The organism is Rothia sp. HMSC067H10 (assembly GCF_001810635.1).
GTDB lineage: Bacteria > Actinomycetota > Actinomycetes > Actinomycetales > Micrococcaceae > Rothia > Rothia dentocariosa.
Genome location: NZ_KV802317.1, coordinates 480,025 through 503,293, shown reverse-complemented (window position 1 = coordinate 503,293; position 23,269 = coordinate 480,025). Strand labels below are relative to the sequence as shown.

The 23,269-nt window shown below is 53.5% G+C and carries 19 protein-coding genes; 17 read left to right on the top strand and 2 right to left on the bottom strand.

Annotated features, from left to right (window positions below; all coding sequences use genetic code 11):
- Nucleotides 1–523: 523 nt before the first annotated feature.
- Nucleotides 524–3,427 (bottom strand): FAD-binding and (Fe-S)-binding domain-containing protein, encoded by a 2,904-nt coding sequence (locus HMPREF2756_RS09175; RefSeq protein ID WP_070620521.1) that lies wholly within the window; start codon nt 3,425–3,427, stop codon nt 524–526.
- A gap of 312 nt (nt 3,428–3,739) precedes the next feature.
- On the opposite strand from HMPREF2756_RS09175, the gene thrS reads away from it, so the two are divergent.
- The 5 genes from thrS to HMPREF2756_RS09155 all read left to right on the top strand — a co-directional run bounded on the left by thrS (nt 3,740) and on the right by HMPREF2756_RS09155 (nt 9,188).
- Nucleotides 3,740–5,776, top strand: a complete 2,037-nt coding sequence (thrS, locus tag HMPREF2756_RS09170) for a threonine--tRNA ligase (RefSeq protein ID WP_070620518.1) — start codon at nt 3,740–3,742, stop codon at nt 5,774–5,776.
- A gap of 312 nt (nt 5,777–6,088) precedes the next feature.
- The gene (locus HMPREF2756_RS09165; RefSeq protein WP_070620515.1) at nt 6,089–7,231 is read left to right on the top strand and encodes a GmrSD restriction endonuclease domain-containing protein; all 1,143 of its coding nucleotides are present in this window, start codon (nt 6,089–6,091) and stop codon (nt 7,229–7,231) included.
- 25 nt (nt 7,232–7,256) lie between these two features.
- The gene (locus HMPREF2756_RS09160) at nt 7,257–7,970 is read left to right on the top strand and encodes an MAE_28990/MAE_18760 family HEPN-like nuclease (RefSeq protein ID WP_070620512.1); all 714 of its coding nucleotides are present in this window, start codon (nt 7,257–7,259) and stop codon (nt 7,968–7,970) included.
- A 160-nt stretch (nt 7,971–8,130) separates the two neighbouring features.
- Nucleotides 8,131–8,304, top strand: coding sequence for a hypothetical protein (locus tag HMPREF2756_RS11280; RefSeq protein WP_158282838.1), 174 nt, complete (start codon nt 8,131–8,133; stop codon nt 8,302–8,304).
- 614 nt (nt 8,305–8,918) lie between these two features.
- Entirely contained in the window at nt 8,919–9,188 is a 270-nt protein-coding gene (locus HMPREF2756_RS09155; protein ID WP_070620508.1) for an aminotransferase, read from the top strand.
- A gap of 92 nt (nt 9,189–9,280) precedes the next feature.
- Here HMPREF2756_RS09155 and HMPREF2756_RS09150 read toward each other — a convergent pair whose 3' ends face one another.
- Entirely contained in the window at nt 9,281–10,876 is a 1,596-nt protein-coding gene (locus HMPREF2756_RS09150; RefSeq protein ID WP_083301713.1) for a DNA alkylation repair protein, read from the bottom strand.
- Nucleotides 10,877–11,127: 251 nt separating this feature from the next.
- Between HMPREF2756_RS09150 and HMPREF2756_RS09145 the strand changes: the two genes are divergently transcribed.
- From HMPREF2756_RS09145 to secD, 12 genes are all read left to right on the top strand, one after another.
- Complete coding sequence (locus tag HMPREF2756_RS09145; RefSeq protein ID WP_070620506.1) at nt 11,128–12,147, top strand: potassium channel family protein; 1,020 nt, start codon at nt 11,128–11,130, stop codon at nt 12,145–12,147.
- 48 nt (nt 12,148–12,195) lie between these two features.
- Nucleotides 12,196–12,765, top strand: coding sequence for an HIT family protein (locus HMPREF2756_RS09140; protein WP_070620503.1), 570 nt, complete (start codon nt 12,196–12,198; stop codon nt 12,763–12,765).
- Nucleotides 12,766–13,151: 386 nt separating this feature from the next.
- Complete coding sequence (locus tag HMPREF2756_RS09135) at nt 13,152–13,949, top strand: DUF6318 family protein (protein ID WP_238382379.1); 798 nt, start codon at nt 13,152–13,154, stop codon at nt 13,947–13,949.
- Nucleotides 13,950–14,006: 57 nt separating this feature from the next.
- Nucleotides 14,007–15,047, top strand: a complete 1,041-nt coding sequence (locus HMPREF2756_RS09130) for a DUF2797 domain-containing protein (protein WP_070620496.1) — start codon at nt 14,007–14,009, stop codon at nt 15,045–15,047.
- 155 nt (nt 15,048–15,202) lie between these two features.
- Entirely contained in the window at nt 15,203–16,489 is a 1,287-nt protein-coding gene (locus HMPREF2756_RS09125; protein WP_004004766.1) for a Mur ligase family protein, read from the top strand.
- Entirely contained in the window at nt 16,489–17,250 is a 762-nt protein-coding gene (locus HMPREF2756_RS09120) for a type 1 glutamine amidotransferase (protein WP_048754007.1), read from the top strand. The genes HMPREF2756_RS09125 and HMPREF2756_RS09120 overlap by 1 nt, the downstream gene beginning before the upstream one ends.
- Before the next feature lie 190 nt (nt 17,251–17,440).
- The gene (locus HMPREF2756_RS09115) at nt 17,441–18,199 is read left to right on the top strand and encodes a YebC/PmpR family DNA-binding transcriptional regulator (protein ID WP_048778099.1); all 759 of its coding nucleotides are present in this window, start codon (nt 17,441–17,443) and stop codon (nt 18,197–18,199) included.
- A gap of 115 nt (nt 18,200–18,314) precedes the next feature.
- A complete protein-coding gene (gene ruvC / locus HMPREF2756_RS09110; protein WP_070620493.1) occupies nt 18,315–18,980 on the top strand; it encodes a crossover junction endodeoxyribonuclease RuvC in 666 nt (221 codons plus the stop codon).
- Between the two features lie 123 nt (nt 18,981–19,103).
- Nucleotides 19,104–19,724 carry a Holliday junction branch migration protein RuvA gene (gene ruvA / locus HMPREF2756_RS09105; RefSeq protein WP_070620491.1) on the top strand — a complete coding sequence of 207 codons (621 nt, stop codon included), beginning with the start codon at nt 19,104–19,106 and terminating at the stop codon, nt 19,722–19,724.
- Between the two features lie 138 nt (nt 19,725–19,862).
- Nucleotides 19,863–20,849, top strand: a complete 987-nt coding sequence (gene ruvB, locus HMPREF2756_RS09100) for a Holliday junction branch migration DNA helicase RuvB (protein ID WP_179918929.1) — start codon at nt 19,863–19,865, stop codon at nt 20,847–20,849.
- A gap of 296 nt (nt 20,850–21,145) precedes the next feature.
- Nucleotides 21,146–21,484, top strand: coding sequence for a preprotein translocase subunit YajC (gene yajC, locus HMPREF2756_RS09095; RefSeq protein WP_070620486.1), 339 nt, complete (start codon nt 21,146–21,148; stop codon nt 21,482–21,484).
- A gap of 89 nt (nt 21,485–21,573) precedes the next feature.
- Nucleotides 21,574–23,268: a protein translocase subunit SecD gene (gene secD, locus HMPREF2756_RS09090; RefSeq protein WP_070620482.1), complete on the top strand. Its 1,695-nt coding sequence runs from the start codon at nt 21,574–21,576 to the stop codon at nt 23,266–23,268.
- Nucleotide 23,269: the final 1 nt, after the last annotated feature.

Sequence of the window (23,269 nt, the reverse complement as noted above, 5' to 3'; positions counted from 1 at the left end):
GGTCGGTTGCACCCGACCTGGCCCAACATGTAAACAGATTGTCAGTATATAAAGAGTAATACCTCACATATAAAAACTGTTTTATTGTACAGGAGAAAGTCTCATATACCCCTGTCGTGAAAATTAGTATGACACTACCAAAATGTTGATAAAAGGTTGAACTTTTCGCTAAACATAAAGATTTGGTTACAATTTCCGAATATCTTTGAAGTTCGCTTACAGATAAGGCTAATGTTAGAAGTGAGGTAGTTCTGAAGGGTTACCTTGGGCAACAAAACTTCCGGGTTGCTCTTATATCGCACCGCACAACACGATTATTAGCGATTTCGCTAAAAACGCTATGTCCTGAAGATTTAGCTCTGACGCTAGGAACAGGACATAGCGTTTTTGTATATCCGGGGGAAGCAGAATATAAACTGGCCTCCTGAGCTGTTGAAATAAGAAGTATTATAAACGTAGGGCTGTGGGCAACAGCATCCTACGATGCCGCCCCACAGCCCTACGGTTCTAACGGAGCAAAGCTTTACCGAGTGGCCCGCTCTAGAAGCTGCAGTACGTTCTGGAAGGTATGTCCGGTTGCTTCGGTCATACCCTGCTCACAGGTTCGGTTTGAGGAAGCATATGCGGCGAACTCGTGCTCGTTTAGCTCAGCGGTCTCGGCACGGGTAGCGCTCTGCGTGAGCTCAGGGTGCAGCATACCGCGGTCACCAGCGTAACCGCAGCATCCCCAGTTCTTGGGAACGTACACCTGCTCGCTCATGGCGTTTGCAATCTTCTCGAATGCAGGCTGCACACCTAAGTGAGTCATCGAGCAGGTAGGGTGCAGCGCCAGTGATGGTAGGGGAACCGACACCGTGAGCTTAGGCAACAGCGTATCGGCGGCGAACTGCACCGAGTCAATAAGCTTCAACTGGGCGTAATCGGCCTCGCCTGCCCCCAAACCCTGCGTGATTTTATGCTCTAGGGCGGCTGCAACTTTCGCGCGCATCACCTCAAGGCCCTCGGTGCATGAAGAAGCATCGCACACGATCGGGATGCGCCCGCCGTCGGTCGCCTGCCACAGTGCTTTGAGCACGCGGTCGCTCATAATTGAGTAGCCGTCTGTGTACCCCTTGGACTTCCATGGCGTGCCACAGCACATTTGGTCGATACCTTCGGGAACCCGGTACTTTACGCCCGCGCGTTCGCAGAGGCGAATAAACGCCTGAGTCGCATTCACCGGGTCGTGCTTACCGTCACCATCAACACCGCCGAACATGGCGTTCACGCAGGCAGGGAAGAACACAATATCGGGGTTCGCTTCCGTATGCGGCACGCGCGGTGCGCCGCCAGCAGACAGTCCCTTCTTATAGGCAGGCACCAGGTCTTCGCCGAAGAGCTTACGGCCAATATCGGTGGCTCCGCGTACCACCGGGAACGGCAGCATTTTTGCGACCGTGAGAGCCTTACCCGCCACTTTATCGACCGCACCCCAGTGTTTCGAGGCGAATTTCCACCCGGCGGCACCGAGGGCATCCTGGTTCTCGGCACGCAGACGGCGCACCAAATCACCCGTGTTGATCAGTACCGGGCAGCGCGTAACGCACATGCCGTCTACCGCGCAGGTATCCACACCGTAGTATTCGTATTCTTGGCGTAGGCGGTCGGCAAGTTTAGTATCACCGTTAGCTTCTGCCGCAGCAATTTCGCGGCGCAGCACAATGCGCTGGCGCGGGGTCAGCGTCAAATCCTTAGACGGGCACACCGGTTCGCAGTACCCGCATTCCACACACCGATCGACTTCTTCTTCAACGGTTTCGGCAACCTTCAGGTCGGTGGCGTAATCGGTGTCTTCCTCGGCAAGAACCACACCCGGGTTCAAGAAACCCTTCGGGTCGATCAGGCGTTTAATCTCGCGCATGACCTCGAAGAGCTCGTCACCGAATTGACGGCGCACAAACGGTGCCATAATACGCCCGGTTCCGTGCTCTGCCTTGAGCGAGCCGTCAGCCTCCAGAATGAGCTGCACCATTTCTTCGGTGAAGTCGCGGTACCGCACAAGCTGCTTGGCATCGCGGAACTGTTCGTTGAGCATGAAGTGAATATTGCCGTCTTTTGCGTGCCCGAAAATCACTGAGTCCTGGTAACCGTGGGCGTCAAAGAGCGCGGTCAGATCGCGGCAGGTGGTACCGAGCACGTCCACCGGGACCACCACGTCCTCAAGCAGCGCGTTCGTGCCGCTGGGGCGGTTGCCTGCGACCGTGGTGTACAGCCCACGCCGTGCAGCCCAGAGCGCGTTACGTTCGGAAAGTTTGCTGGTCATGGTGACTGGCGAAACCACTGGGAGGGTATCAAACATGGGTGCGGCAGATGCAGCAAGATCGGTGAGCTCCTGCTCAGAGTTTCCCTGAAATTCCACAAGCAGAGCCGCATGATCACGCACATCAATAGCAGCAAGAGCCTCCGCCGCCTGCCCGGTACGCTGTGCTACGCGAATACTGGTGGCGTCCATGAGCTCAACTGTCGCCAGGTGGTTAGCCACAAGTTCGGGCACCGAACGGGTAGCATCCAAGAGGTTATCGAATACGAGCAGACCGGTCGAAACGAATTTATGAATGGGCAAGGTGCGGTAGGTTGCGGACGCCACGAACCCGAGTGTTCCTTCGGAACCAATCAGAAGATGCTGCAGAACATCAACCGGTGTGCTGTAATCCAGCAAAGAGTTCACGCCGTAGCCCATGGTGTTCTTCATGGAGTACTGTTGGCGGATGCGCGCAACCGACTCCGGGTTTTCGACCACACGCTTGCGCAGGCGCAGCAGACCCTCGTGAATCTCGGGTTCAAGGGCGCGCAGGCGGTCATCGGCATCGGGCGCAGAAGTATCAATAACGGTTCCGCTGGGGAGCACGAACACCATAGATTCCAGCGTGTTGTAGGTGTTGAACTCGGTGCCGGAAGACATGCCCGAGGAGTTATTGGCGACCACCCCGCCGATAGTGCATGCCGACCATGAGGCTGGGTCAGGCCCGAGCTTGTACCCGTAGGGCGCCAGCATATTATTGACTGCCATCACCGTGGCGCCGGGCTGAACACGCACCCTTTTGCCGCCGTCAAGCACCTCAATTTTCTTGAAGTTACGGCGGGTATCGACCATCAGTCCATCGCCGCTTGCCTGCCCTGATAGAGAGGTGCCGCCCGACCTGAAGGTGAGCGGCAGGTTGAAGGCGCTGGCAGCACGGAAAATATCGGCAACCGCCTCCGCTGAATCGGGGCGTACGATTCCGGCGGGTACCAGCAGGTAGTGCGAGGCATCATGTGAGATAGCGAGCCTGTCAATTTCTTTGACACTGGAATCGAGGGCGTGCGCGCGGGTTTCGGCGAGCATATGCTCAAGGGCATTGGTGTAGGGGGAGTTCAGAGCTTCGGATGTATTAGATACAACTGTCATGGGCCTTAATCTCCTTACCGGTGTAGGCATAGTTCTCTTCTCTATCCTTCCAGTATGTGCTTTTGCACACGTTATGTCTGCTTAGCTTTGGCTAGGCTTACACGCCGAAATACACGTTTTACTGAGGCATTATGACGGGAAACTATCGTTGATATTGTGTCCACCCTGAGCCGTTACCTGAAAATTTGCTGTGAACGCCGTAGAATGGTGATGTCCGTGCACCTGTACAGTGCGGATTAGTCTGCGCGGCTGCGCCTATCCTGGCCCCGTACGCTGGGGGAGTAGGCTCCGTGCCTAACCTAAAGGAGACACATGTCTGCCGCTGAACTGTCAGCACCTATTAAGATCAGCTTATCCGGTAAGGAACGCGAGGTTACTGCCGCCACCGCTGCTGAACTCTTTGCGGATAACGCGAAGATTGTGGTTGCCCGCGTGAATGGAACGCTGGTTGACCTTTCTCACAAGCTGTCTGAGGGAGATACCGTTGAGCCCGTTTTCATTGACGAACCCGATGGCTTGAATGTGCTGCGCCATTCTGCGGCGCACGTGATGGCGCAGGCGGTGCAGGAATACCGCAAAGACGCGAAGCTGGGCATTGGTCCCTATATTACCGATGGCTTCTATTTTGACTTTGATGTGACTGAGCCCTTCACCCCCGAGGATCTGAAGAAGATCGAGAAGTCGATGATTAAGATCATCAAGTCGGGCCAGCTGTTCCGCCGTCGCGTAGTGACCCACGATGAAGCGGTTGAAGAGATGAAGAACGAGCCATATAAGCTCGAACTGCTTTCGCTTAGCCAAGGCCCCGGTTCGGGTGCTGATGCCGCAGAGGGCGCCTCGGTTGAGGTGGGCGCGGGCGAGATCACGATTTATGACAATGTGCACCCGAAAACTGGTGAGGTGCTGTGGAATGACTTGTGCCGTGGCCCGCACCTGCCGAATACCAAGCTAATTGCTAACGGTTACGCACTCATGCGTGCCGGTGGCGCGTATTGGCGCGGTTCTGAGAAGAACCCTATGCTTCAGCGTATTTACGGTACCGCCTGGCCCACGAAGGATGAGCTGGTGGAGTATAAGCACCGTATTGCTGAGGCTGAGCGCCGCGATCACCGCCGTTTGGGCAAGGAGCTTGACCTGTTCTCGTTCCCGAAGAATATTGGTCCCGGCCTTCCGGTGATTCATCCTAAGGGTGGCGTGATTAAGCGCGAGATGGAAGATTATGTGCGCGCCCGCCATATTGCTGAGGGCTTCCAGTACGTGAGCACCCCGCATATCTCTAAGGAAGACCTGTTCTACACGTCTGGGCATCTGCCGTATTACGCGGACGGCATGTTCCCGGCGATGGAGCTCGATAACGGCAACTACCGTTTGAAGGCTATGAACTGCCCCATGCATAACGAGATTTACCGTTCGCGTGGGCGTTCGTACCGTGAGCTGCCGCTGCGCTTCTTCGAGTTCGGTACCGTGTACCGTGACGAGAAGTCGGGTGTGCTGCAGGGCTTGACCCGCGTGCGCATGATTACGCAGGACGATTCGCATTCGTATGTGACGAAGGAGCAGGCACCCGATGAGGTGCGGCACCTGCTGAATTTCATGCTGAGCCTGCTGGAAGATTTCGGTATGACTGACTTCTACCTGGAGCTTTCGACCCGCGACACTGAGGGCGATAAGAAGGATAAGTTTATCGGCACCGATGAGCAGTGGGAGCAGGCTACCACCGTGCTGGAGCAGGTGGCGAAGGAGACCGGTCTTGAGCTGGTGCCTGACCCGGGTGGGGCCGCGTTCTATGGCCCGAAGATTTCGGTGCAGGCGAAGGACGCGATTGGCCGCACCTGGCAGATGTCTACCGTTCAGTATGACTTTAACCAGCCCAGCCGGTTTGGTTTGGAGTACCAGGCTGCGGACGGTTCGATTCAGGAGCCGGTGATGATTCACTCGGCCAAGTTCGGTTCGATTGAGCGTTTCCTGGGTGTGCTGACTGAGCACTATGCGGGTGCGTTCCCGGCGTGGCTCTCACCGGTGCAGGTGATTTGTGTGCCTGTGGCGGAGGCTTTCAACGACTATATGACCGAGATCGCGGATAAACTGCGTGAGCAGGGTGTGCGTGTTGAGGTGGATTACGGTTCGGACCGGTTTACGAAGAAGATTCGTACCGCGTCTACTGAGAAGGTTCCGTTCATTCTGATTGCTGGCGGCGAGGACGCGGAGGCTGGCGCAGTCTCATTCCGCTTCCGCGGCAACAAACAGGAAAACGGTGTGCACGTGGATGAGGCTGTGGCACGTATTGTGGAGCATATCCGCAACCGCGTGAACGAAGACCCCAAGCCCAGCACTGAGGCTGCTGAGTAATAAGGGCTTAGGCTTCTAACCTAGCTATATAGAAAACCACCCCCCTTGCGGCGACAAGCTGCGGAGGGGGTGGTTTCTTTGTGTTTTGAGGAGGCGAGGGTAGGGGAGTGTGGTTGGGTGCAGAAAGTTGTGTCGGTGGGAAGTTTTTCCTAGTCCGGGCGGGTGTCTTCGTGCTAATGTAAGTGATGGCGCTAACGTTCGTTGCTGTTCGGAAGTGCCGGTAATTGTACGATTCGGATAAGGATGTCTGGATATGGTCTAGGTGCCCTACGCCAGCTAAATGCGTTATCCATGGTTTGAAGAGGAACGATAGTGACTACCCTTGAAGATGAAATTCGCGACGCCCGTCTTGAGATTAGCACCGATGGCTACTCTATCAGCATCGGTGAATTGACGAACATGTATACGGAGGGGGAACTGATTGTTTCTCCTGACTATCAGCGTTTGTTCCGCTGGGACTTGCGTCAGAAGAGTCAGCTGATTGAGAGTATTTTGATTGGAATCCCGTTGCCGTCAATTTTTGTTGCTCAGGATAACCAGGGCCGTTGGGAGATAGTGGACGGCTTGCAGCGTATTAGCACCTTGTTGGAATTTCAGGGCGTTCTAAAAGCTGAAGAGTCATCTGACGAAGAAGAGGAAAAGAACGACGAAAGTCCGAAAACTAAGTTTGCTTCTGTACTAGGAAAGACTGAATATCTCCCTTCGATTGAAGGTGTTGCTTGGAGCGACGAGGTAAAGACTAAAACTACTCCCAAGGGTTATCTGAGCGACGCCCAGCGAAGGGACATAAAGCGTTCAAAAATCGATGTCAAAATTGTCAAGCGAGATTCTGATATTAAAACAAAGTACGATCTTTTTAAGCGTCTGAACTCTAACGGTAGCAACTTGACTCCGCAGGAAATTCGTACTGCAGTACTTGCTGGTCAATCTTCAGAGATGGTTAAGTGGATTTCTCAAAAGGCTAATACTCCTGAGTTCCTGGACCTTTTGGGGCTTACTTCGACTAGGTTGAAGCAGAAGTACAATGACGAGCTTCTTCTCCGATTCCTTATGCTTTCACATATGCCTAATGAAAAAATTTCTGAAATCTCTGATTTTGCAAAGGAAGTGGATGATTTTGCTTTCGATTTTGCCGTTAACTTCGACTCTGAGAAGGATGAGTATGGTCTAGTATTCGATACCACCTTTAAGAAGCTGTCTGAATTCCAGAATGTCTTTAACCCCTGGGATAGCAAGAGTGGAAAGTACAGTGATAAGTTTACGCTTAGCGCATTTGAAGCTTTTGCCGCAGGTCTTGGGTTCTATATTGCTAATGGTAAAGAATATAATGATAACTTTGAAGAAATTTCAAAGAGCTTCTGGAGTAATCCTAATACCGCTAAAACTACCGGTGTAGCAACTGAAGCACGAATCAAGAGGACCGTTTTGGCTGGTCGAGAATTGTTGGCTAACTAATCATATACCTAGGAGTTTTGGATTTATGGGAAAGAAAATAAAAATATCAGATGAAGACTTTGTTGATAAAATAAATTCCTGCCGAGCATGGAGAAGGCAAGAGCTAAGCAGGGTCAGAATGGATGTTGAGTCCCTGTATTCAGAGGATAGATTGTATGAGCAGAATGTTAGATATGTCCTCAGGGGATCATATCTGATGCTCTATGCTCACTGGGAAGGTTATATAAAGGAAGTTGGGCGGATATATATTGATTCTGTAAATAATGAAAAGATTGAATATAGAAATGCAAGTGATGTTATAGTTGCTTCCTCTTTAAAAGCTGCGCTGGCTGAGTTGGGTGGAGCAAATATTCATAATGCTCACATTGGTTTTGTTAATAAGTTTAGGGATTTATTATCAGATGGTAAATATGTGAGAATTAATGAGGAAATTATTGATACAGGGTCGAACCTTAAGTATAAATTATTTATTGATATACTTAAAAAATTGGATATAGTAGACAATATTAATGATAAAATGGGAAAATTGGAGATAGAATATCTGGAAAAAGATATTGATGAAAACTTGTTGAAGGTTAGAAATCAAGTTGCACACGGTGAGAAGACAAAGGGAATCGTTGGCTTGGAGAAGAACATAGAGGAATATTTGAGGCTCCATGATCGAATTTCTAAGATCATGTATGATTTCTCAGAGTGGGTAATTGACGCCTGGCAAGAAAAGCGATACCTGAAGCACTGATGTAGCATGAAGAATCGGTGGACACGGATTATTGTGTGTTCACCGATTCTTGTTCTTTTGGTGGAAAGATATTTTAAATATATGAAAAAGGAAATTATAAAGTAATTGCTGATTTGAAGGAGTCATTAAGCCGTACTGCTGGACGCTTCAATCTATCTGCTTGCCGACCCTCAATACACTAGGCTTTGTTGCACTTACTGCGCAGAAGACTAGAGGGGATAGCTACACTATTCCCGCTAATCTGGGTGAAGGTGAGGAAGATACACGTATTGTGGAACATATCCGCAACCGCGTGAACGAAGACCCCAAGCCCAGCACCGAGGCTGCAGAGTAGTAGGGGTATGGATGTGGGGTCGCTAGCGTGGCCTGACTGCGGTTAGCTCGACCGACGGAGCTGAGCCAGTGACCTTGTGTCAACCCTATATATAAAAACCACCTCCTTCGTGGCGATGAGTCACGGAGGAGGTGGTTTTTTGTTTGCTTTGAGGAGGCTGGGGTGGGGGAGTGCGGTTGGGTGCAGAAAGTTGTGTCGTGGGCTAGTTTTTGGCTCCAGATTGCTAATGTGGTAGTAAAGCGAACATTGATAGCCATTCAGAAAATGGGTAGCTGGATGGTCTTGAAAATGATGTATTGCTGTTGATTATTGGGGGAGCACGAGCGTATGAAGTCGGATAAGTATGTTCCTGTTGGCATGCTGTTCTTGATTGAGGCAACTATCTTGAATGTAGTGTCAAATGCCAGCGACCTAGTGATTGGAATTCTCTACGGCATCTCAATAGCACTATTCATTATTGGACTATTTAATAGTCGAAAATAAGTGCTGTAGCAGACAAAAATGGACCCGGCTGGCTATCCATCAGATAGCCCTCCGGGTTTTTCGGGAAGCAAAGTTTGTTCACGAAGAAGTAGCAGGCCTTGCTGTTGAAGCGCATTTGAAAGGGGGAAGGTATGGCAAGCATTGAAGTGATGAAGGAGCGAGCTCGTATTGCGGGTCGTTTCAACCTATCTGCTCGCCGAAACCCGGAACACAGGGCGCTTGTTGCGCTCGCTGCGCAGAAGGCGGGAGGGGAGTGCCATGTTATCCCTGCGGCTCCCGGCGAAGATGAGGCTGAAGTGCTCCGCCGCGCATGCAAAGTAGCGGGCGGTAAGCCGGTCATTATCGTGACTGAGGCGGACGGAGAGCTTCACGCTCGCCTTATCAATGGCGAGGGTAACTAATCTAAATAATCCTTAAAGAAGGGACCCGGCAGGCTATCCATCAGATAGCCCGCCGGGTCCCTTCTTTATACCGCCGCTATGCGCTCAGCTCTTTAGCGGGTGGTGCGTTCCAGTAGCTGCAGCACGTTCTGGTAGCTGTGGCCGGTCGCCTCCGTCATGCCCTGCTCACAGGTGCGGTTCGCCGAAATGTATGCGGCGAACTGCTTCTGCTCGCTCAGCTCCGCAGCCTCCGCCTCCGTAGCGCTCGCCGTCAGCTCCGGGCGCAGCATACCGCGGTCACCCGCGTAACCACAGCAACCCCAGTGCTTCGGTACGTACACGTCGGCACTCATCGCGTTCGCAATCTTCTCAAACGCAGGCTGAGTACCCAGGTGAGTCATGGAGCAGGTCGGGTGCAGTGCAATCGACGGCAGGGGAGCAGACACGGTCAGCTTGTCCAGCATGTTGTCGGCGGCGAACTGCACCGCATCGTACATGCGCAGACGCGAGAAGTCCGGCTCACCCGGCTTCAGACCGTTCACGATCTTGTGCTCCAGCGCCTCAATAACCTTCTTGCGCATCACCTCAAGACCCTCAGTGCAGGACGAAGCGTCACACACGACCGGCAGGCGGCCACCGTCAGTAGCCTCCCACAGGGACTTCAGCACGCGGTCGCTCATAATCGAGTAGCCGTCGGTGAAGCCCTTCGACTTCCACGGGGTAGCACAGCACATCTCGCCAATATTGTCCGGGATGCGGTACTTCACGCCTGTACGCTCGCACAGGCGAATGAACGCCTGAGTTGCGTTGACCGGGTCATGCTTACCGTCGCCGTCCACGCCGCCGAACATGGAGTTCACGCAGGCGGGGAAGAACACAATCTCAGCGGTTGCGTCCTTGTGCGGCTTACGTGCCGGGCCACCGGCGGGCAGGTCCTTCTTGTAGGAAGGCACCATGTCATCACACATGACCTTGCGGGCAATGTTGGTGGTGCCGTGAACCATGGGGAACAGCAGCTTCTGCGCCACGGTCAGGGCCTTACCGGCAACCTTATCCATGATGCCCCACTGCTGTGCGGCAACCTTCCAGCCGGTAGCAGCCAGCTTGTCCTGGTTCTCAGAACGCAGGCGGCGAATCAGGTCACCAGTGTTAATGTTCACGGGGCAGCGGGTCTGGCACATGCCGTCCACAGCACAGGTCTCAATGCCGTAGTACTCGTACTCCTTATGCAGATGCTCCGGCGAGAAATACTCGGTGCCCAACAGTGACATGAGCACCACCACGCCTAGACGTTGCACATACACGCGGTCATCAACCACCCAGTTGAGGCAGGCCCGCTCCAGCTGCGGCAGGTTGGCTGCATTGCGGCCCTTCACGCAGGCTGGGGAGACGGCATCCGTAAGAGTCCAGTTCGTCATATATGGCAAGAAATCAGTAATTTCCGCATGCCAGGTTGTAAAGTCACGTTCCTCGTTCAGAAGCAGCACATGCAACAGGTCCTCTTCCTGGAAATCATGCGGAACTGCCGCCTTAAACTCCGCGACTTCCTGCGGATGCTCACGCAGCAGCTTCTTAGCAAGCTTGCGTAGTGCGGGCATGCGTACGCCTAAAATCCGCGCAGGATCAACCGTAGGAATCAGCTTCGCCGTGAACTCCGCCAGTTTTGGTTCGGCAAGTTCACGGACTGTCTGAGAAATTGAAGAACTCATAGTTCTACTCTCTCAGACAGAGCGTTTATATCGGTACGGGTAAAATCCGGGAGCGTTTTCTTCAGTCGGGAGCAGTTTATGCGCTCCCGACTGAAGAAAACGCTCCCGCTTCGTGAAGACCCTAACATCAGGCTTGCAGCGTCCACAGATACCTGTAGAAAACCGATATGATGGCTGTAGAAAGGTTAGCGCGTGAACCGGCAATTCACAGTAGACCTGCTTCAACGAAGAGCATGTAAGGACTGGGCAGTATGGCAGAGGCAAACGGTACAGAAACACCACAGACCCGTACTGTACCCGAGCCTGAGAACACTGCCTTCGCCGATGCTGCGGCTGACCACCCACACAATGAGCGTCGCCCTAAGATTACCCGCGGCGAAGAAGGGCTCACCGAATGGGAACGCCGCACCGATAAACCGCTTTTTATTGCCTCGCTCCTGTACCTTGTTGCCTACGCTGCACCCATTGTAAGCACGCGCATTAGCGCACCACTTGACGGCATCCTCAATATTTTCCAAATGATACTGTGGGCGCTTTTCGCGGTCGATTATTGTGTGCGTCTCTACCTGGCGCCCCGGCGCATCTACTTCTTCACGCACAACCTGATGAACCTCGCCATTGTGCTTCTGCCAGCATGGCGTATCGTGAGTTTCTTGGCGATGCTCCACATGACCGCCAACCGACAGTACAAACTGCTCTCAGAACTGGCCGTTAAACTCTTCGGGTACACACTGATCTTCGTGATCATGGCGGCCCTTGCTATCTTCTCCATTGAGCAAGGTGCACCCGGTGCCCTCATCAAAGATATCTGGACGGCGTACTGGTGGACTCTCGCAACACTGGCGACCGTGGGCTATGGCGACGTATACCCCGTGACCGTACCCGGCAGGGTTATTGCCGTTGTTGTCATGATATACGGGGTCGGTCTGTTCGGAGTGATTACCGGTGCGCTTGCTACCTGGGTGATCGAAAAAATTAGCGGAGTCACCGAAGAAGACCACGCCGCAACGAAAGCCGATATTGAGGCACTTCACGCCGAAATCGCCGAGCTGAAAGCCATGCTCGCCATCCGTATGGGTGACGGCACGGTACACCATCCACCCGAAGAACTTACGCAAGAGTTTCTTGCCTCTCACCGCAATCTTGCTACTGATAACGAAGAAGACGATCACGAGCCCGAGCAACCTATGGAACTGCTGGAAGAGACTAAGCAGACGCTCACGGTGATTCGTCAGAAGATCGCGGTGCGCCTGGGGCGTGATTCAGATTAGAGCGCACGTGAGCCGCTCGCGGAGTTAAATATACGGTTTAATGGGGATATGAGCGAAAACCAGAATGCCCAGAATACGAACGTCACCGATGACTTCGAGCTGCCCGGCGTGCCCGATGCGTTCCAGCGGCTCTGGACACCGCATCGTACCGCTTATGTGAGCGGTGGGCAGCAGGACCATACTGAGAAAACCTGCCCATTCTGCACGGCTCCTTCGCGCAGTGATGAAGAATCGCTCATTGTTTATCGTGGAAAGTACGCCTTCGCTCTGCTCAACCTATACCCCTATAATCCGGGGCATCTGCTCATCTGCCCGTACCGCCATATTCCCCTGTACGATCAGGCGAGTGAGGAAGAAACTCTCGAAATGGCACGCCTGACTCAGCGTGCGATGCGGGTTTTGCGCGAAGTTTCCCATAATGACGGGTTCAATATTGGCATGAATCAGGGCAAAGTCGGGGGTGCGGGTATAGCCGATCACCTGCATCAGCATATTCTCCCTCGCTGGAGTGGCGACACCAATTTTCTGCCCATTATTGCCCATACAAAAACTATGTCTCGAACCCTTGATGACATGCGCCAGATTATCGCCAACGGGTTCGCTCGTATGCCCTCATAGTCCCGCCTGAACGTTTCCGACAGTTATGTTACTTTGAAGGGCCATGAAACATTCACGTTAAACCGCGTATGCAGGTATACTTCATGAGTGTTCCGAAGTCTTAACGTGACGTAAAAATACGCGCGTGACCTGCTCTTTAATCGCAAAATTGCTCTTGAAGTCCTCCACACTCAACCATCATCTGGTACATTAATGCTTTTAGCGTGTGCATGTGGCAGGATAGAGATAGCAACATCACCGCTTGAAGCGCTCTTCCGGCTTCAACATTAACCGCATACCAACCACTCTCGAAAGCTGGTTTGTTGATGACAACATCCGCCGCGGGGTACAAGCGTACCCTTTTATCTCTCGCTCTCACGGGCTGCATTCTAGCTACGCCTGGATGCGTGGCATCTTCCCCTATGAGCCACAGCGGCGGAAATTCCACGGCCTCTGAGGACAACCGAAACTCCTATGACGACGCCAGCGGCAACCCGACGCCAACAGCAGAACCTTCCCCCGCTAAGATCAAACCCAGCGGGCCTGCACTCTTACCCAGCGGCGCACAGGCACCCCTGACACCCAGCGAACAGAACCGTTATGACAACGGAGAATTTGTTGCGGCTACCGAAGAGCACCCCGCTTATAACGTTCACGAGCCTGAATTCGACCCTAAAGTCAAAGAGCAGGGGCTTGAAGGGCCAGAAACGTTGCTTAAACGTCTCGCAAAATTCCATGAATATGAGATTCTTACGAACCACGAAATGACTGATGAAGAGTCGCTGCAATTCTTCACCAAAGACTATAAATTTACCGAGCGTCCTTCAACGTTTGACACCCGCACCCCCGAAGACCGCGGGGATACGCCCGAAGAGTCCATGAAGTTTGACGATATGACCTCGGCGGGATATTGGCCTGTGAACCCGCTCTATAAGGTAGAGATTCTAAGCTCGGAAAAAGTCGGTTCCGGGGACTCGGCCGAATGGGTGGTGACGTATTCCTACAAACGCAACCGCTACGCCTGGTATAACGAGGAAAGCCTGCAGAATAACAAAATCTACCGCAACCGCGGTATGAACCGAGAAATGAAAGCCACGTTCGTCTACGTGAAGGGCGAAGGCTGGAAAATTAAAGAACTCGAAGTTTTGAAGAAGCTTTCCGTCTCGCTCAGCAGCGACGAATTCTTCAAGAATGAGGAGTACTAGCCTCAGAGGAAAACGGTAGCTCTATTCGCGTGTGAAAGGCAGGGTTACACTGAACGTATGAGGTACCCCAACCTGCTGGACTCAATTTTTGATGTTTCCACAGCAGTCGAACATGCACATGCCCTCATCTGGCGTGATGTTCAGTGGCGTGAAAGGCAGCCTTTTCTGCGCCTTGAACCCATGTTGTTGGCGGATCCCTCAGGCGGTACAAACATAAAACCCAGCGGCGATGTTATGAGCGTTCCCGTGACTCCGGGTGCGTTTCTTGGACTCCGGCTCGCGCTAGACGGCACCGGGAACCTCCAAAAGTTCTGCGCCGGATACACACGCGGCAATACAGAAACCGGGCAGATACAGCGTGTAGCGTGCCCACAGGGAAACCGCCTAGAGAGCGGGAAACAATGCGAATATTGCGCCGCGCATGACGAGTTCACGGCTCTGCATACCGCACATCTTTACGCGGGAACGCTGACCCCCGGAATGCGCGCCTACGCGCAGCAACCCCACAGGCTTTATATCGCCACTTTTCCTGACGGAAGCTCTAAAGTCGGCACCAGCTCGCAACACTCAACACCGCGTCGTCTGGATGAGCAGGCCGTCGCCACAGCAACCTATATAGCCCAGGCGCCCGATGGGTTGCTGATTCGTGAAGCTGAGGATGCGGTAACTCGCATCGCCAATATTCCGCAGGTCAAACAGGTAGCGAGTAAATACCGAGCCTGGACTGAACCGCTACCCGGGGCTCAACTGCGGGAGGCGCATCAAAACACAGTGGAGCGCGCACATGAAGCACTTACCGAATCTGGGCTATTAACGCAGCTTATCGCCCTAGATGAATCCTGGGTTCCCTCCGTGGCAATGAACCGCCCTTACGCGGCGTTGCGTGCGCAAAACCCGGAACCACTTGACGCATTCCCCAGCATCCTCAAAACCCGCGAAGCAGGCTTCTTCTGCACCGGAGCCGCAGGAAAATTCATGACCGCTCATGTTGGAGACCCGGATGCCGCCGTGCTGATCAACACCGCAGAACTCGCTAATTATGTGGTGGAACCGGCAGATACCCTCAGCGCTGTCACGGTACAGACCTCGCTTTTCTAGGTCGTCGTGTTCAAAACTCTCTGAGGGAACTCGTACAGGGAAATCTCGTCGCATGCTTAGTGCTTATAGCCAGGGGAGCGGTATCCAGCCCGGTGTATAGCTGATGCTACGCTGCGAAGAACCCTCGCACAGGAATACACCACAAACGGTATAGAATGGTGAACATGTCAAAACCCCTAATTCGCCTTCTCGGACAGGGCATTCGCTACGCCAGCACGCTGCGTGGCGGCGGATCAGCATTCCCCGGTCTCGTGATGGAAAAACTACACCCACGATTTGTTGCCGAAGAACTCGCCAAACTGCCCTATGGCGTCGTCGTCGTTTCGGGAACCAACGGCAAAACAACCACCACCAAAATGGCTGTGCAGCTCCTCGAAGCACAGGGGCTCAAAGTCTTCACCAACCGCACTGGATCAAACTTCGTGCGCGGTGTGGCGGCGGCACTGCTCGGAGCGATGGACCTTAGTGGCAAACTCGACGCAGACATTGCCGTACTAGAACTTGACGAAGCCCACGCCGTGCACTTCGTCAAAGCCGTCAAACCAAACTACGCATTGCTACTGAACGTGCTGCGAGACCAGCTCGACCGATTCGGCGAAATTGACACAACCCGCCGCATGCTCTCCACTGTAGCTGAAGCCACCACCGATACTGTGGTGCTCAACCGGGAAGACCCGCGCATCCTCTCGCTTGCGCAATCCGTAAAAACCGGAACAAACATCAGCTACTTTGGGCTCAACGAAACGCTGCGTTCCTTCTTCCCCTCGGACGACGAAATGCGCGCCGGAATCAATAACAATCGCGGCGAACTGCCCTCCGCAGACGTTACCCTCACCGCGTTCTCAGGTACCAGTGCAACCTTCGATCTCGCTGGTGAAACCTGCGAAGGAAACATCAACCTCTACGGTATTTACAATATCTACAATGCCGCCGGTGCCATTGCCCTCACCCGTGCGGTTCTGGGCGAAAAACTCAACAAACAAGCCCTTATTGACGAACTCGCTAAAATCACCCCGGCATTCGGTCGCGGCGAAACCCTCAACATCAATGGCCGCCCGCTGCAGCTTCTGCTTGTTAAGAATCCCAGCGGATTCCGCCTCTCACTCGCCAGCGCCAGCGCAGACGACTACGCCACCATGATCACCATCAACGACCAATACGCAGACGGCCGTGATGTCTCCTGGCTATGGGACGTAGACTTCGACTCACTGAGCGACACCGGTGTAGACATGGTCTCAGGGGTACGCGCCTGGGACATGGCGCTGCGCCTCGAACACGACGGTGTACGAGTGGATGACGTCAACGAAAACCTCAGCGAAGCCCTCAGGAAATTCATCACCACCAGCGGCGACGCACCCATGCGAATCTTCTGCACCTACACCGCAATGCTCGCCCTACGCGAAGAGCTCACCAAATTCACCGACGTCGAAAGGGTTTCGTAATGACCCACACCATTGCAGGAGAACCGGTTTCAAGCCCCAATAACGGCAAAACCCTGCGCATTCTTCAGCTATACCCCAAAGACATGAACATCTACGGGGACTGGGGAAACACCCTAGCCCTGGCACGCCGAGCACACGCCCACGGGTTCGACGTTGAAATTCTCGACTACAACCCCGGAGATACCTTCCCCGACGACGTCGATATTATTATCGGAGGCGGCGGCCAAGACTCCGGACAAACCGTAATTCAAGAAGACCTGCACGCCATAGGATCCAAGCTCAAAAAGAATGCAGAAGACGGCATGCCCATGCTCGTGATCTGCGGGCTCTACCAGCTATTCGGCAAAGAATTCCGCACCCACGAAGGCGAAACCCTCAAAGGTATCAACATCTTTGACGCCCACACGGTCGGCGGCAACGAACGTCTGATCGGCAACATCGTTGAAGACTCACAAGAATTCGGCACCATCGTGGGATTTGAAAACCACTCGGGACTAACCTACCTCGGCGCAGGATGCGAGCCCCTGGCAACCGTGACCAAAGGCGTAGGGAACAACTCGACAGATCATCACGAAGGCGCTCGCGTGCACAACGTGGTGGGTACTTACCTGCACGGTTCGCTTCTGCCGAAGAACCCGAAAATTTCGGACTATCTGATTGAGGCGGCAGCACAACGCAAATATGGGGAGTTCACCCCTGAAAAAATTGATGACTCGATGGTCGAAAAAGCGCGCGCGTCCGCTATGAAACGCCCCCGCTAGGGCAGATACTCGCCACAACATCCAAACAAACCGCGGGGTGCACACCAAAACTTTGACGGTATGCACCCCGCGAAACGCAGGTATGAAACTATCCGAGAACCGCGCGAAACCGGTATAGTGTAAAAGTATTGTGACGTGGCAACAGGGCAAGTACGCCGCCACGGGCGAAGAAGAGACAAGGGAGATACGAATGTCGGGTCACTCTAAATGGGCCACTACAAAGCATAAGAAAGCCGCAATTGACGCTAAGCGCGCAAAGGCTTTCGCAAAATTCATTAAAGCTATTGAAGTTGCGGCTCGTATGGGCGGCGCAGATATTTCTGGTAACCCCGCACTCGACCTAGCCGTCTCTAAAGCAAAGAAAAACTCCGTACCCAACGACAACATTGACCGCGCTATTAAGCGTGGCGCTGGGCTCACCGGTGAAACCATCGATTACACCGAGATCCTGTACGAAGCTCGCGGGCCTCAGGGCACCGCACTCTACATTGAGTGCCTTACCGACAACCGTAACCGTGCGGCGTCAGATGTTCGCCTGGCAGTCACCCGTAACGGCGGCACCATGGCAGATCAAGGTTCGGTCGCCTTCCTTTTCGAACGCAAGGGCGTTGCCGAAGTTACCAAGACCGACGGTCTGACCGAAGACGATGTTCTTATGGCTGTGCTTGATGCAGGCGCCGAAGAAGTTCTCGACGAAGGCGATGTCTTCACGGTTGTATCCGCTCCCACTGACCTGCCTGAAATCCGCAAAGCGCTGGATGAAGCGGAACTTGATTACAACAACGACGACCCCGTATTCCGCCCCACCATGCAGGTAGACCTCGACCTCGAAGGCGCTAAGAAATTCCTCAAACTTGCAGATGCCATCGAAGAACTTGACGACGTGCAGAACGTATACTCCAACGCCAACGTCTCTGCCGACGTCATAGAACAGCTAGAGGCAGAGTAAACGCCTTTTAATCTCATGCCCGAGCACGGTTACGATACGGTACCAAACACCGGCATCGCAGCCACTCGGGCATGAACTATATACAGCCCCGCCAGCGCAACGACGAAAGAGGACCATGAACGCATCTACGCAAGAAAACCATCCTCTTCGTAATGAGCTGCGCTCTGCTGGCACCACCCGCATTATGGGTGTAGATCCGGGGCTTACCCGCTGCGGGCTCAGCATGATAGATATGACCGCCACCCGCAAAGCCAGCTTCATCAATGTGGGGATCGCAGGAACCGCCGCTGCTGAGCCTCTTGATGAGCGTATTCTGCGGATTTTTACCGTTACGCAAACCTGGCTTGATACCTATCAACCTGATGCTCTTGCTATTGAACGCATTTTTGCGCAGGAGCAGGTCAATACGGTGATTGGTACGGCCCATGCCTCTGGGGCGGTTATTTCTGCCGCGGCAGTACGCGGCATTCCGGTCTTCTTTCATACGCCTTCTGAAGTGAAAGCCGCCGTTACCGGCTCGGGGCGTGCAGATAAAGCCTCGGTCGGTCGTATGGTTACCAAGATTTTGGGGCTGGAAAAAATTCCTAAACCCGCCGATGCGGCAGACGCCCTAGCGATCGCAATCTGTCATGGCTGGCGTGGTGGCGGCATTGGTTCTGGCATTAATATGTCAGCGAATACGCAGACTCACCAGGGGTCACGCCCCGTGCGTGCACAGCATGCGAAGCTGACACCGGCACAACGAATCTGGCTTGAAGCTGAGGCAAAGACACGACGCTAAACTTATATCGGAAATATTTTCGATAAAGATTGCTATAAACTGTACATTCAGAAAAATATTCTAATATACTGGATGATGGCACCCACGTTGGTAGGGTCCGCAAGGTAACAAGAGAGGGAAAAGATGATTGCGTCGTTAACGGGGCATGTAACCCATGTAGGGCTAGAGAGCGTAATTCTTGATGTCAATGGGTTTGGTATGCTCGTTCGGGCCACAGCACGTACCCTCTCAAATCTGCGCACGGGATCCACTGCAACCTTGTTGACCTCTATGATCGTGCGCGAAGACTCCATGACTCTCTACGGGTTTGCAGAACCTGCAGAGCGAGAGGTCTTTGAGATGATGCTCTCGGTTTCGGGGATTGGTCCGCGTATTGCCCTTGCCGTCTTGAGCGTGCATACTGCCACCGAGGTTGAGCGAGCCGTTGCAACCGGCGACGATAAAGCCTTTACCAAAGTCCCGGGGATCGGGCCGAAAAGTGCGCGGCGCATTGTGCTAGAACTGGCTGGTAAACTCATTTTGAGCGAAGGTCAGGCCGAAGAAAACGCTCCCGCCCAGGGCATCGCATGGAAGCCCCAGGTTATGGATGCGCTCACCTCTTTAGGGTGGAGCGAAAAAGACGCAGATGCCGCAATCGACGCTTACGTGCAGCATAACCCAGCTGCAGAAAAGGAAGCCGTGGGCGTTGCTCTGCGAGGGGTACTTGCCTCTCTGGGAGCGCAGAATACGGTGGGGCGGCATTAGCGGCACGCCAGTGCCGTAGGCTAAGAAGACTCGGTGTTCTCTTCCATAAAGGACGATATTGTGACTCAGAATCCATACGATAACGCTACATCCGGCGGATACGCGCCAGGGCAGGTTCCTGGGCAACGTCTGGTTGCAATGGAAGAAGAACCTGAGGAGAAAATGATTGAGGCGGCTCTGCGTCCTAAGTCGCTTGACGACTTCGTGGGGCAAAAGCGCGTGCGTCAACAGCTTTCTCTCGTGCTCGAAGCCTCGAAAATGCGTGGGCGCAGTGCCGACCATGTGTTGCTTTCCGGCCCTCCCGGGCTGGGCAAAACTACCCTGGCAATGATTATTGCCGCTGAGATGGAGGCACCGCTTCGTATTACCTCCGGGCCAGCAATTCAACATTCGGGTGATTTGGCTGCGATTCTGTCTTCGCTCACACCGGGCGAGGTACTTTTTCTTGACGAAATACACCGTATGAGCCGCCCAGCAGAAGAAATGCTCTATATGGCGATGGAAGATTTCCGTGTGGATATTGTGGTTGGCAAAGGTGCCGGAGCAACTTCGATTCCGCTTGAGCTTCCTCAATTTACGTTGGTAGGTGCCACAACCCGGGCAGGTCTGCTTCCCGGTCCGCTGCGTGACCGTTTTGGTTTTACCGGGCACCTTGAGTTCTATTCTGTGCCCGAGTTAGAACTTGTACTTCGCCGAAGCGCCGGTTTGATGGATATGCGTATCACAAGTGAAGGATATGCCGAGATCGCCGGTCGTTCGCGTGGAACCCCGCGTATCGCAAACCGTTTGCTGCGCCGTGTGCGAGACTGGGCACTCGTCAATGATGTTCACGATATCAACTCTCATGGCGCCGCGACCGCCCTTGATATGTATGAGGTGGATGCGCGCGGCCTCGACCGTCTAGATCGCGCCGTTTTAGAGTCTCTTATCCACAAATTCGGTGGGGGGCCGGTGGGCCTTTCAACTCTAGCCATCGCGGTGGGAGAAGAAACCGAAACTGTAGAAACTGTCGCTGAACCTTATCTGGTGCGTGAGGGTCTCATTGGTCGCACTCCGCGCGGGCGCGTAGCACTGCCTGCCGCCTGGGAGCATTTGGGGCTTGAGGCACCTGAAATTAGCCTCTAGTACTCGCTGTTGCTCAGCGAGATCGGAGACTAGGTACAGGCACTGTCTTTGTCGGGATATACCTTTGTGTGGGGTATAAGCTAAAAATGGTGCGTTAGCTATCCGCATAAAAGGTGCCCGAGCATTGTCAAAACGGCGAATAATGCTTGAGAAAATCTACACGCAGATCATGAAACGAGTAGGGAAACACAGCCCTCTCGCGTAGGATGGATAGGTAGTGCACAGATAAAACGTCAAAATATCCGTAGGAATTACCAACCTGCGGCGGTGGGCTTGCGCCTACGGAGAGGAAACATATGGACGTCAATTCGCTTATGATGATTCTTGTCGTCGTCTTTGCTGGGTTCTTGATTTACAGCAATTTTAGGCGGCAGAAGCGTCAGTTCCAAGCGCTGCAGGATATGATCGCTTCGCTTAAACCCGGGGACGAAGTCATGACACGTGGGGGTCTGTACGGCAAAATTGTCTCTGTTGATGCTGAGGCGCAGAAAGCCAAACTTGAGATTGCTCAAGGCACCGTCATCACCATTAACCCACACTCGATTGCGCAGGCTATTACGGCTGCTGAAGATTCTGCCGAAGGTGCTGGCGCATCCGAAGAAACAAGCTCTGACGTTTCAGAGACCAAAGAATAACTGGTCAAGGAGTTTCGCCGCTAAAAGGGGAAGCTCCTTATCTCATGCACATAAGAATATCTAGAAGATAGAACTAGTAAGGGGCACATATGGCTAGGCGTTCACCGCTTGCAGCCGCGCGAGGCGCCCTCGTCTCGATGGTTTTGCTCATGATCCTTATGGCCGCTGGTATTTTCGGTACCACGCAAGCCGGTGGGTCGTGGGGAGCAAAACTAGCACTTGATTTATCTGGTGGTACCCAGATGATCCTCTCACCCAAAGTGAACGGGTCGAACGACACCAACGTTAGCCAAGAGCAGCTGAAACAGGCCGTTGAAATTATTCGTCAGCGCGTTGACGGTGCGGGCGTTTCGGAAGCAGAAGTTACGACGTCCTTCGGCTCTGGAAACAACGTTGTGGTTTCGGTTCCTGGAAATATCAGCCCAGAAACCCGTGAGCTTATTCAGGCATCAGCCAACATGACCTTCCGCGCGGTGCTGCAGTCCTCATCTCCCGGTACAGCAGTACCTGAGGAATCACGCACTCCTGACGATAAACTCCCAAAGCCTACCGCAGAGCCACAGGAGGATAATGGTTCAGATACCAACTGGATTACTCCCGAGCTTTATAAAGAGTTCGAGGCTAAAGATTGCTCCGCGGGCAATAATGAAGATGCGGAAACGGCAGACCCCAAGAAAGCTATCGTGGCGTGCTCTACCGATGGCAACGAGAAATACATTTTGGGCCCGGTAGAACTCAATGGTAACGATATTTCGACGGCAAGTCACTCGCAAGAAACTAGCGGGCAGGGTATTAACACCGGTCGCTGGACCGTGAATATTGAGTTCAACGAATCGGCCCGTGAAACTTTTAAGAAGGTGACGGCTCGTCTGAACGCTATTCGCGGTCAGAACCCGAACGATCCCCGCAGCCGCTTCGCTATTATGCTCGACGGTAAGGTTTTGTCGTCGCCCGTCTCGCAGGCGGTTATCGCAGACGGCAAGCCGCAGATTACCGGTAACTTCTCAGAGCAGGAAGCTAAGAATCTTGCCGATCAGCTGAAGTACGGTGCTCTCCCGATTAGTTTCTCTATTCAGTCAGAGCAGCAGATCTCTGCAACTTTGGGCGCAGAGCAGCTTAAAGTGGGTATTCTGACCGGTCTGATTGGTCTGCTTTTGGTCTTTGTGTACTCACTGTTCCAGTACCGCCTGCTCGGGTTTGTGACCATGGCTTCTCTGGTGGTCGCGGGCATTATCTCGTATGAAGCCATTGTGCTTTTGGGATGGGCCCTAAACTATCGCCTCTCCCTGGCGGGTGTTGCCGGTTTGATTGTGGCAATTGGTGCGACAGCAGACTCCTTCATTGTGTACTTCGAGCGTATTCGTGATGAGATTCGGGCCGGACGTACAATACCAGCGGCTGTCAGTCACGGGTGGAAGCGCGCATCCCGAACAATCCTTGCTTCTAAGGCTGTGAACCTTCTAGCGGCAGTAGTGCTGTATGTGGTCTCGGTTGGTTCGGTGAAGGGCTTCGCATTTACCTTGGGTCTTACCGCGATCGCCGACTTGGTTGTGGTCTATCTCTTCACTCACCCGACGCTTACTCTGCTTGCAAATACACGATACTTTGGCGAGGGTCACCGCCATTCCGGGCTTTCACCGGAATCCTTGGGGGCAGCGCCTCTATACCGAGGCGCCGGTCGTTTCCGCTCGTCAAAGGAATCTACACTTAGTATTGCGGAGCGTCGACGTGCTGAGCGCGCCGCCACTGCGGAAGAAACAACAAATGATGAGAAGGAGGCGTAAT

Coding starts and splice junctions, on each gene's coding strand:
- HMPREF2756_RS09120 (WP_048754007.1), top strand. CDS start 16,489: ATGACCCACACCATTGCAGGAGAACCGGTTTCAAGCCCCAATAACGGC.
- HMPREF2756_RS09150 (WP_083301713.1), bottom strand. CDS start 10,876: ATGAGTTCTTCAATTTCTCAGACAGTCCGTGAACTTGCCGAACCAAAA.
- ruvA (WP_070620491.1), top strand. CDS start 19,104: ATGATTGCGTCGTTAACGGGGCATGTAACCCATGTAGGGCTAGAGAGC.
- HMPREF2756_RS09145 (WP_070620506.1), top strand. CDS start 11,128: ATGGCAGAGGCAAACGGTACAGAAACACCACAGACCCGTACTGTACCC.
- yajC (WP_070620486.1), top strand. CDS start 21,146: ATGGACGTCAATTCGCTTATGATGATTCTTGTCGTCGTCTTTGCTGGG.
- HMPREF2756_RS09125 (WP_004004766.1), top strand. CDS start 15,203: ATGGTGAACATGTCAAAACCCCTAATTCGCCTTCTCGGACAGGGCATT.
- HMPREF2756_RS09155 (WP_070620508.1), top strand. CDS start 8,919: ATGGCAAGCATTGAAGTGATGAAGGAGCGAGCTCGTATTGCGGGTCGT.
- ruvB (WP_179918929.1), top strand. CDS start 19,863: ATGGAAGAAGAACCTGAGGAGAAAATGATTGAGGCGGCTCTGCGTCCT.
- secD (WP_070620482.1), top strand. CDS start 21,574: ATGGCTAGGCGTTCACCGCTTGCAGCCGCGCGAGGCGCCCTCGTCTCG.
- HMPREF2756_RS09140 (WP_070620503.1), top strand. CDS start 12,196: ATGAGCGAAAACCAGAATGCCCAGAATACGAACGTCACCGATGACTTC.
- HMPREF2756_RS09160 (WP_070620512.1), top strand. CDS start 7,257: ATGGGAAAGAAAATAAAAATATCAGATGAAGACTTTGTTGATAAAATA.
- ruvC (WP_070620493.1), top strand. CDS start 18,315: ATGAACGCATCTACGCAAGAAAACCATCCTCTTCGTAATGAGCTGCGC.
- HMPREF2756_RS09130 (WP_070620496.1), top strand. CDS start 14,007: ATGAGGTACCCCAACCTGCTGGACTCAATTTTTGATGTTTCCACAGCA.
- HMPREF2756_RS09115 (WP_048778099.1), top strand. CDS start 17,441: ATGTCGGGTCACTCTAAATGGGCCACTACAAAGCATAAGAAAGCCGCA.
- HMPREF2756_RS09175 (WP_070620521.1), bottom strand. CDS start 3,427: ATGACAGTTGTATCTAATACATCCGAAGCTCTGAACTCCCCCTACACC.
- thrS (WP_070620518.1), top strand. CDS start 3,740: ATGTCTGCCGCTGAACTGTCAGCACCTATTAAGATCAGCTTATCCGGT.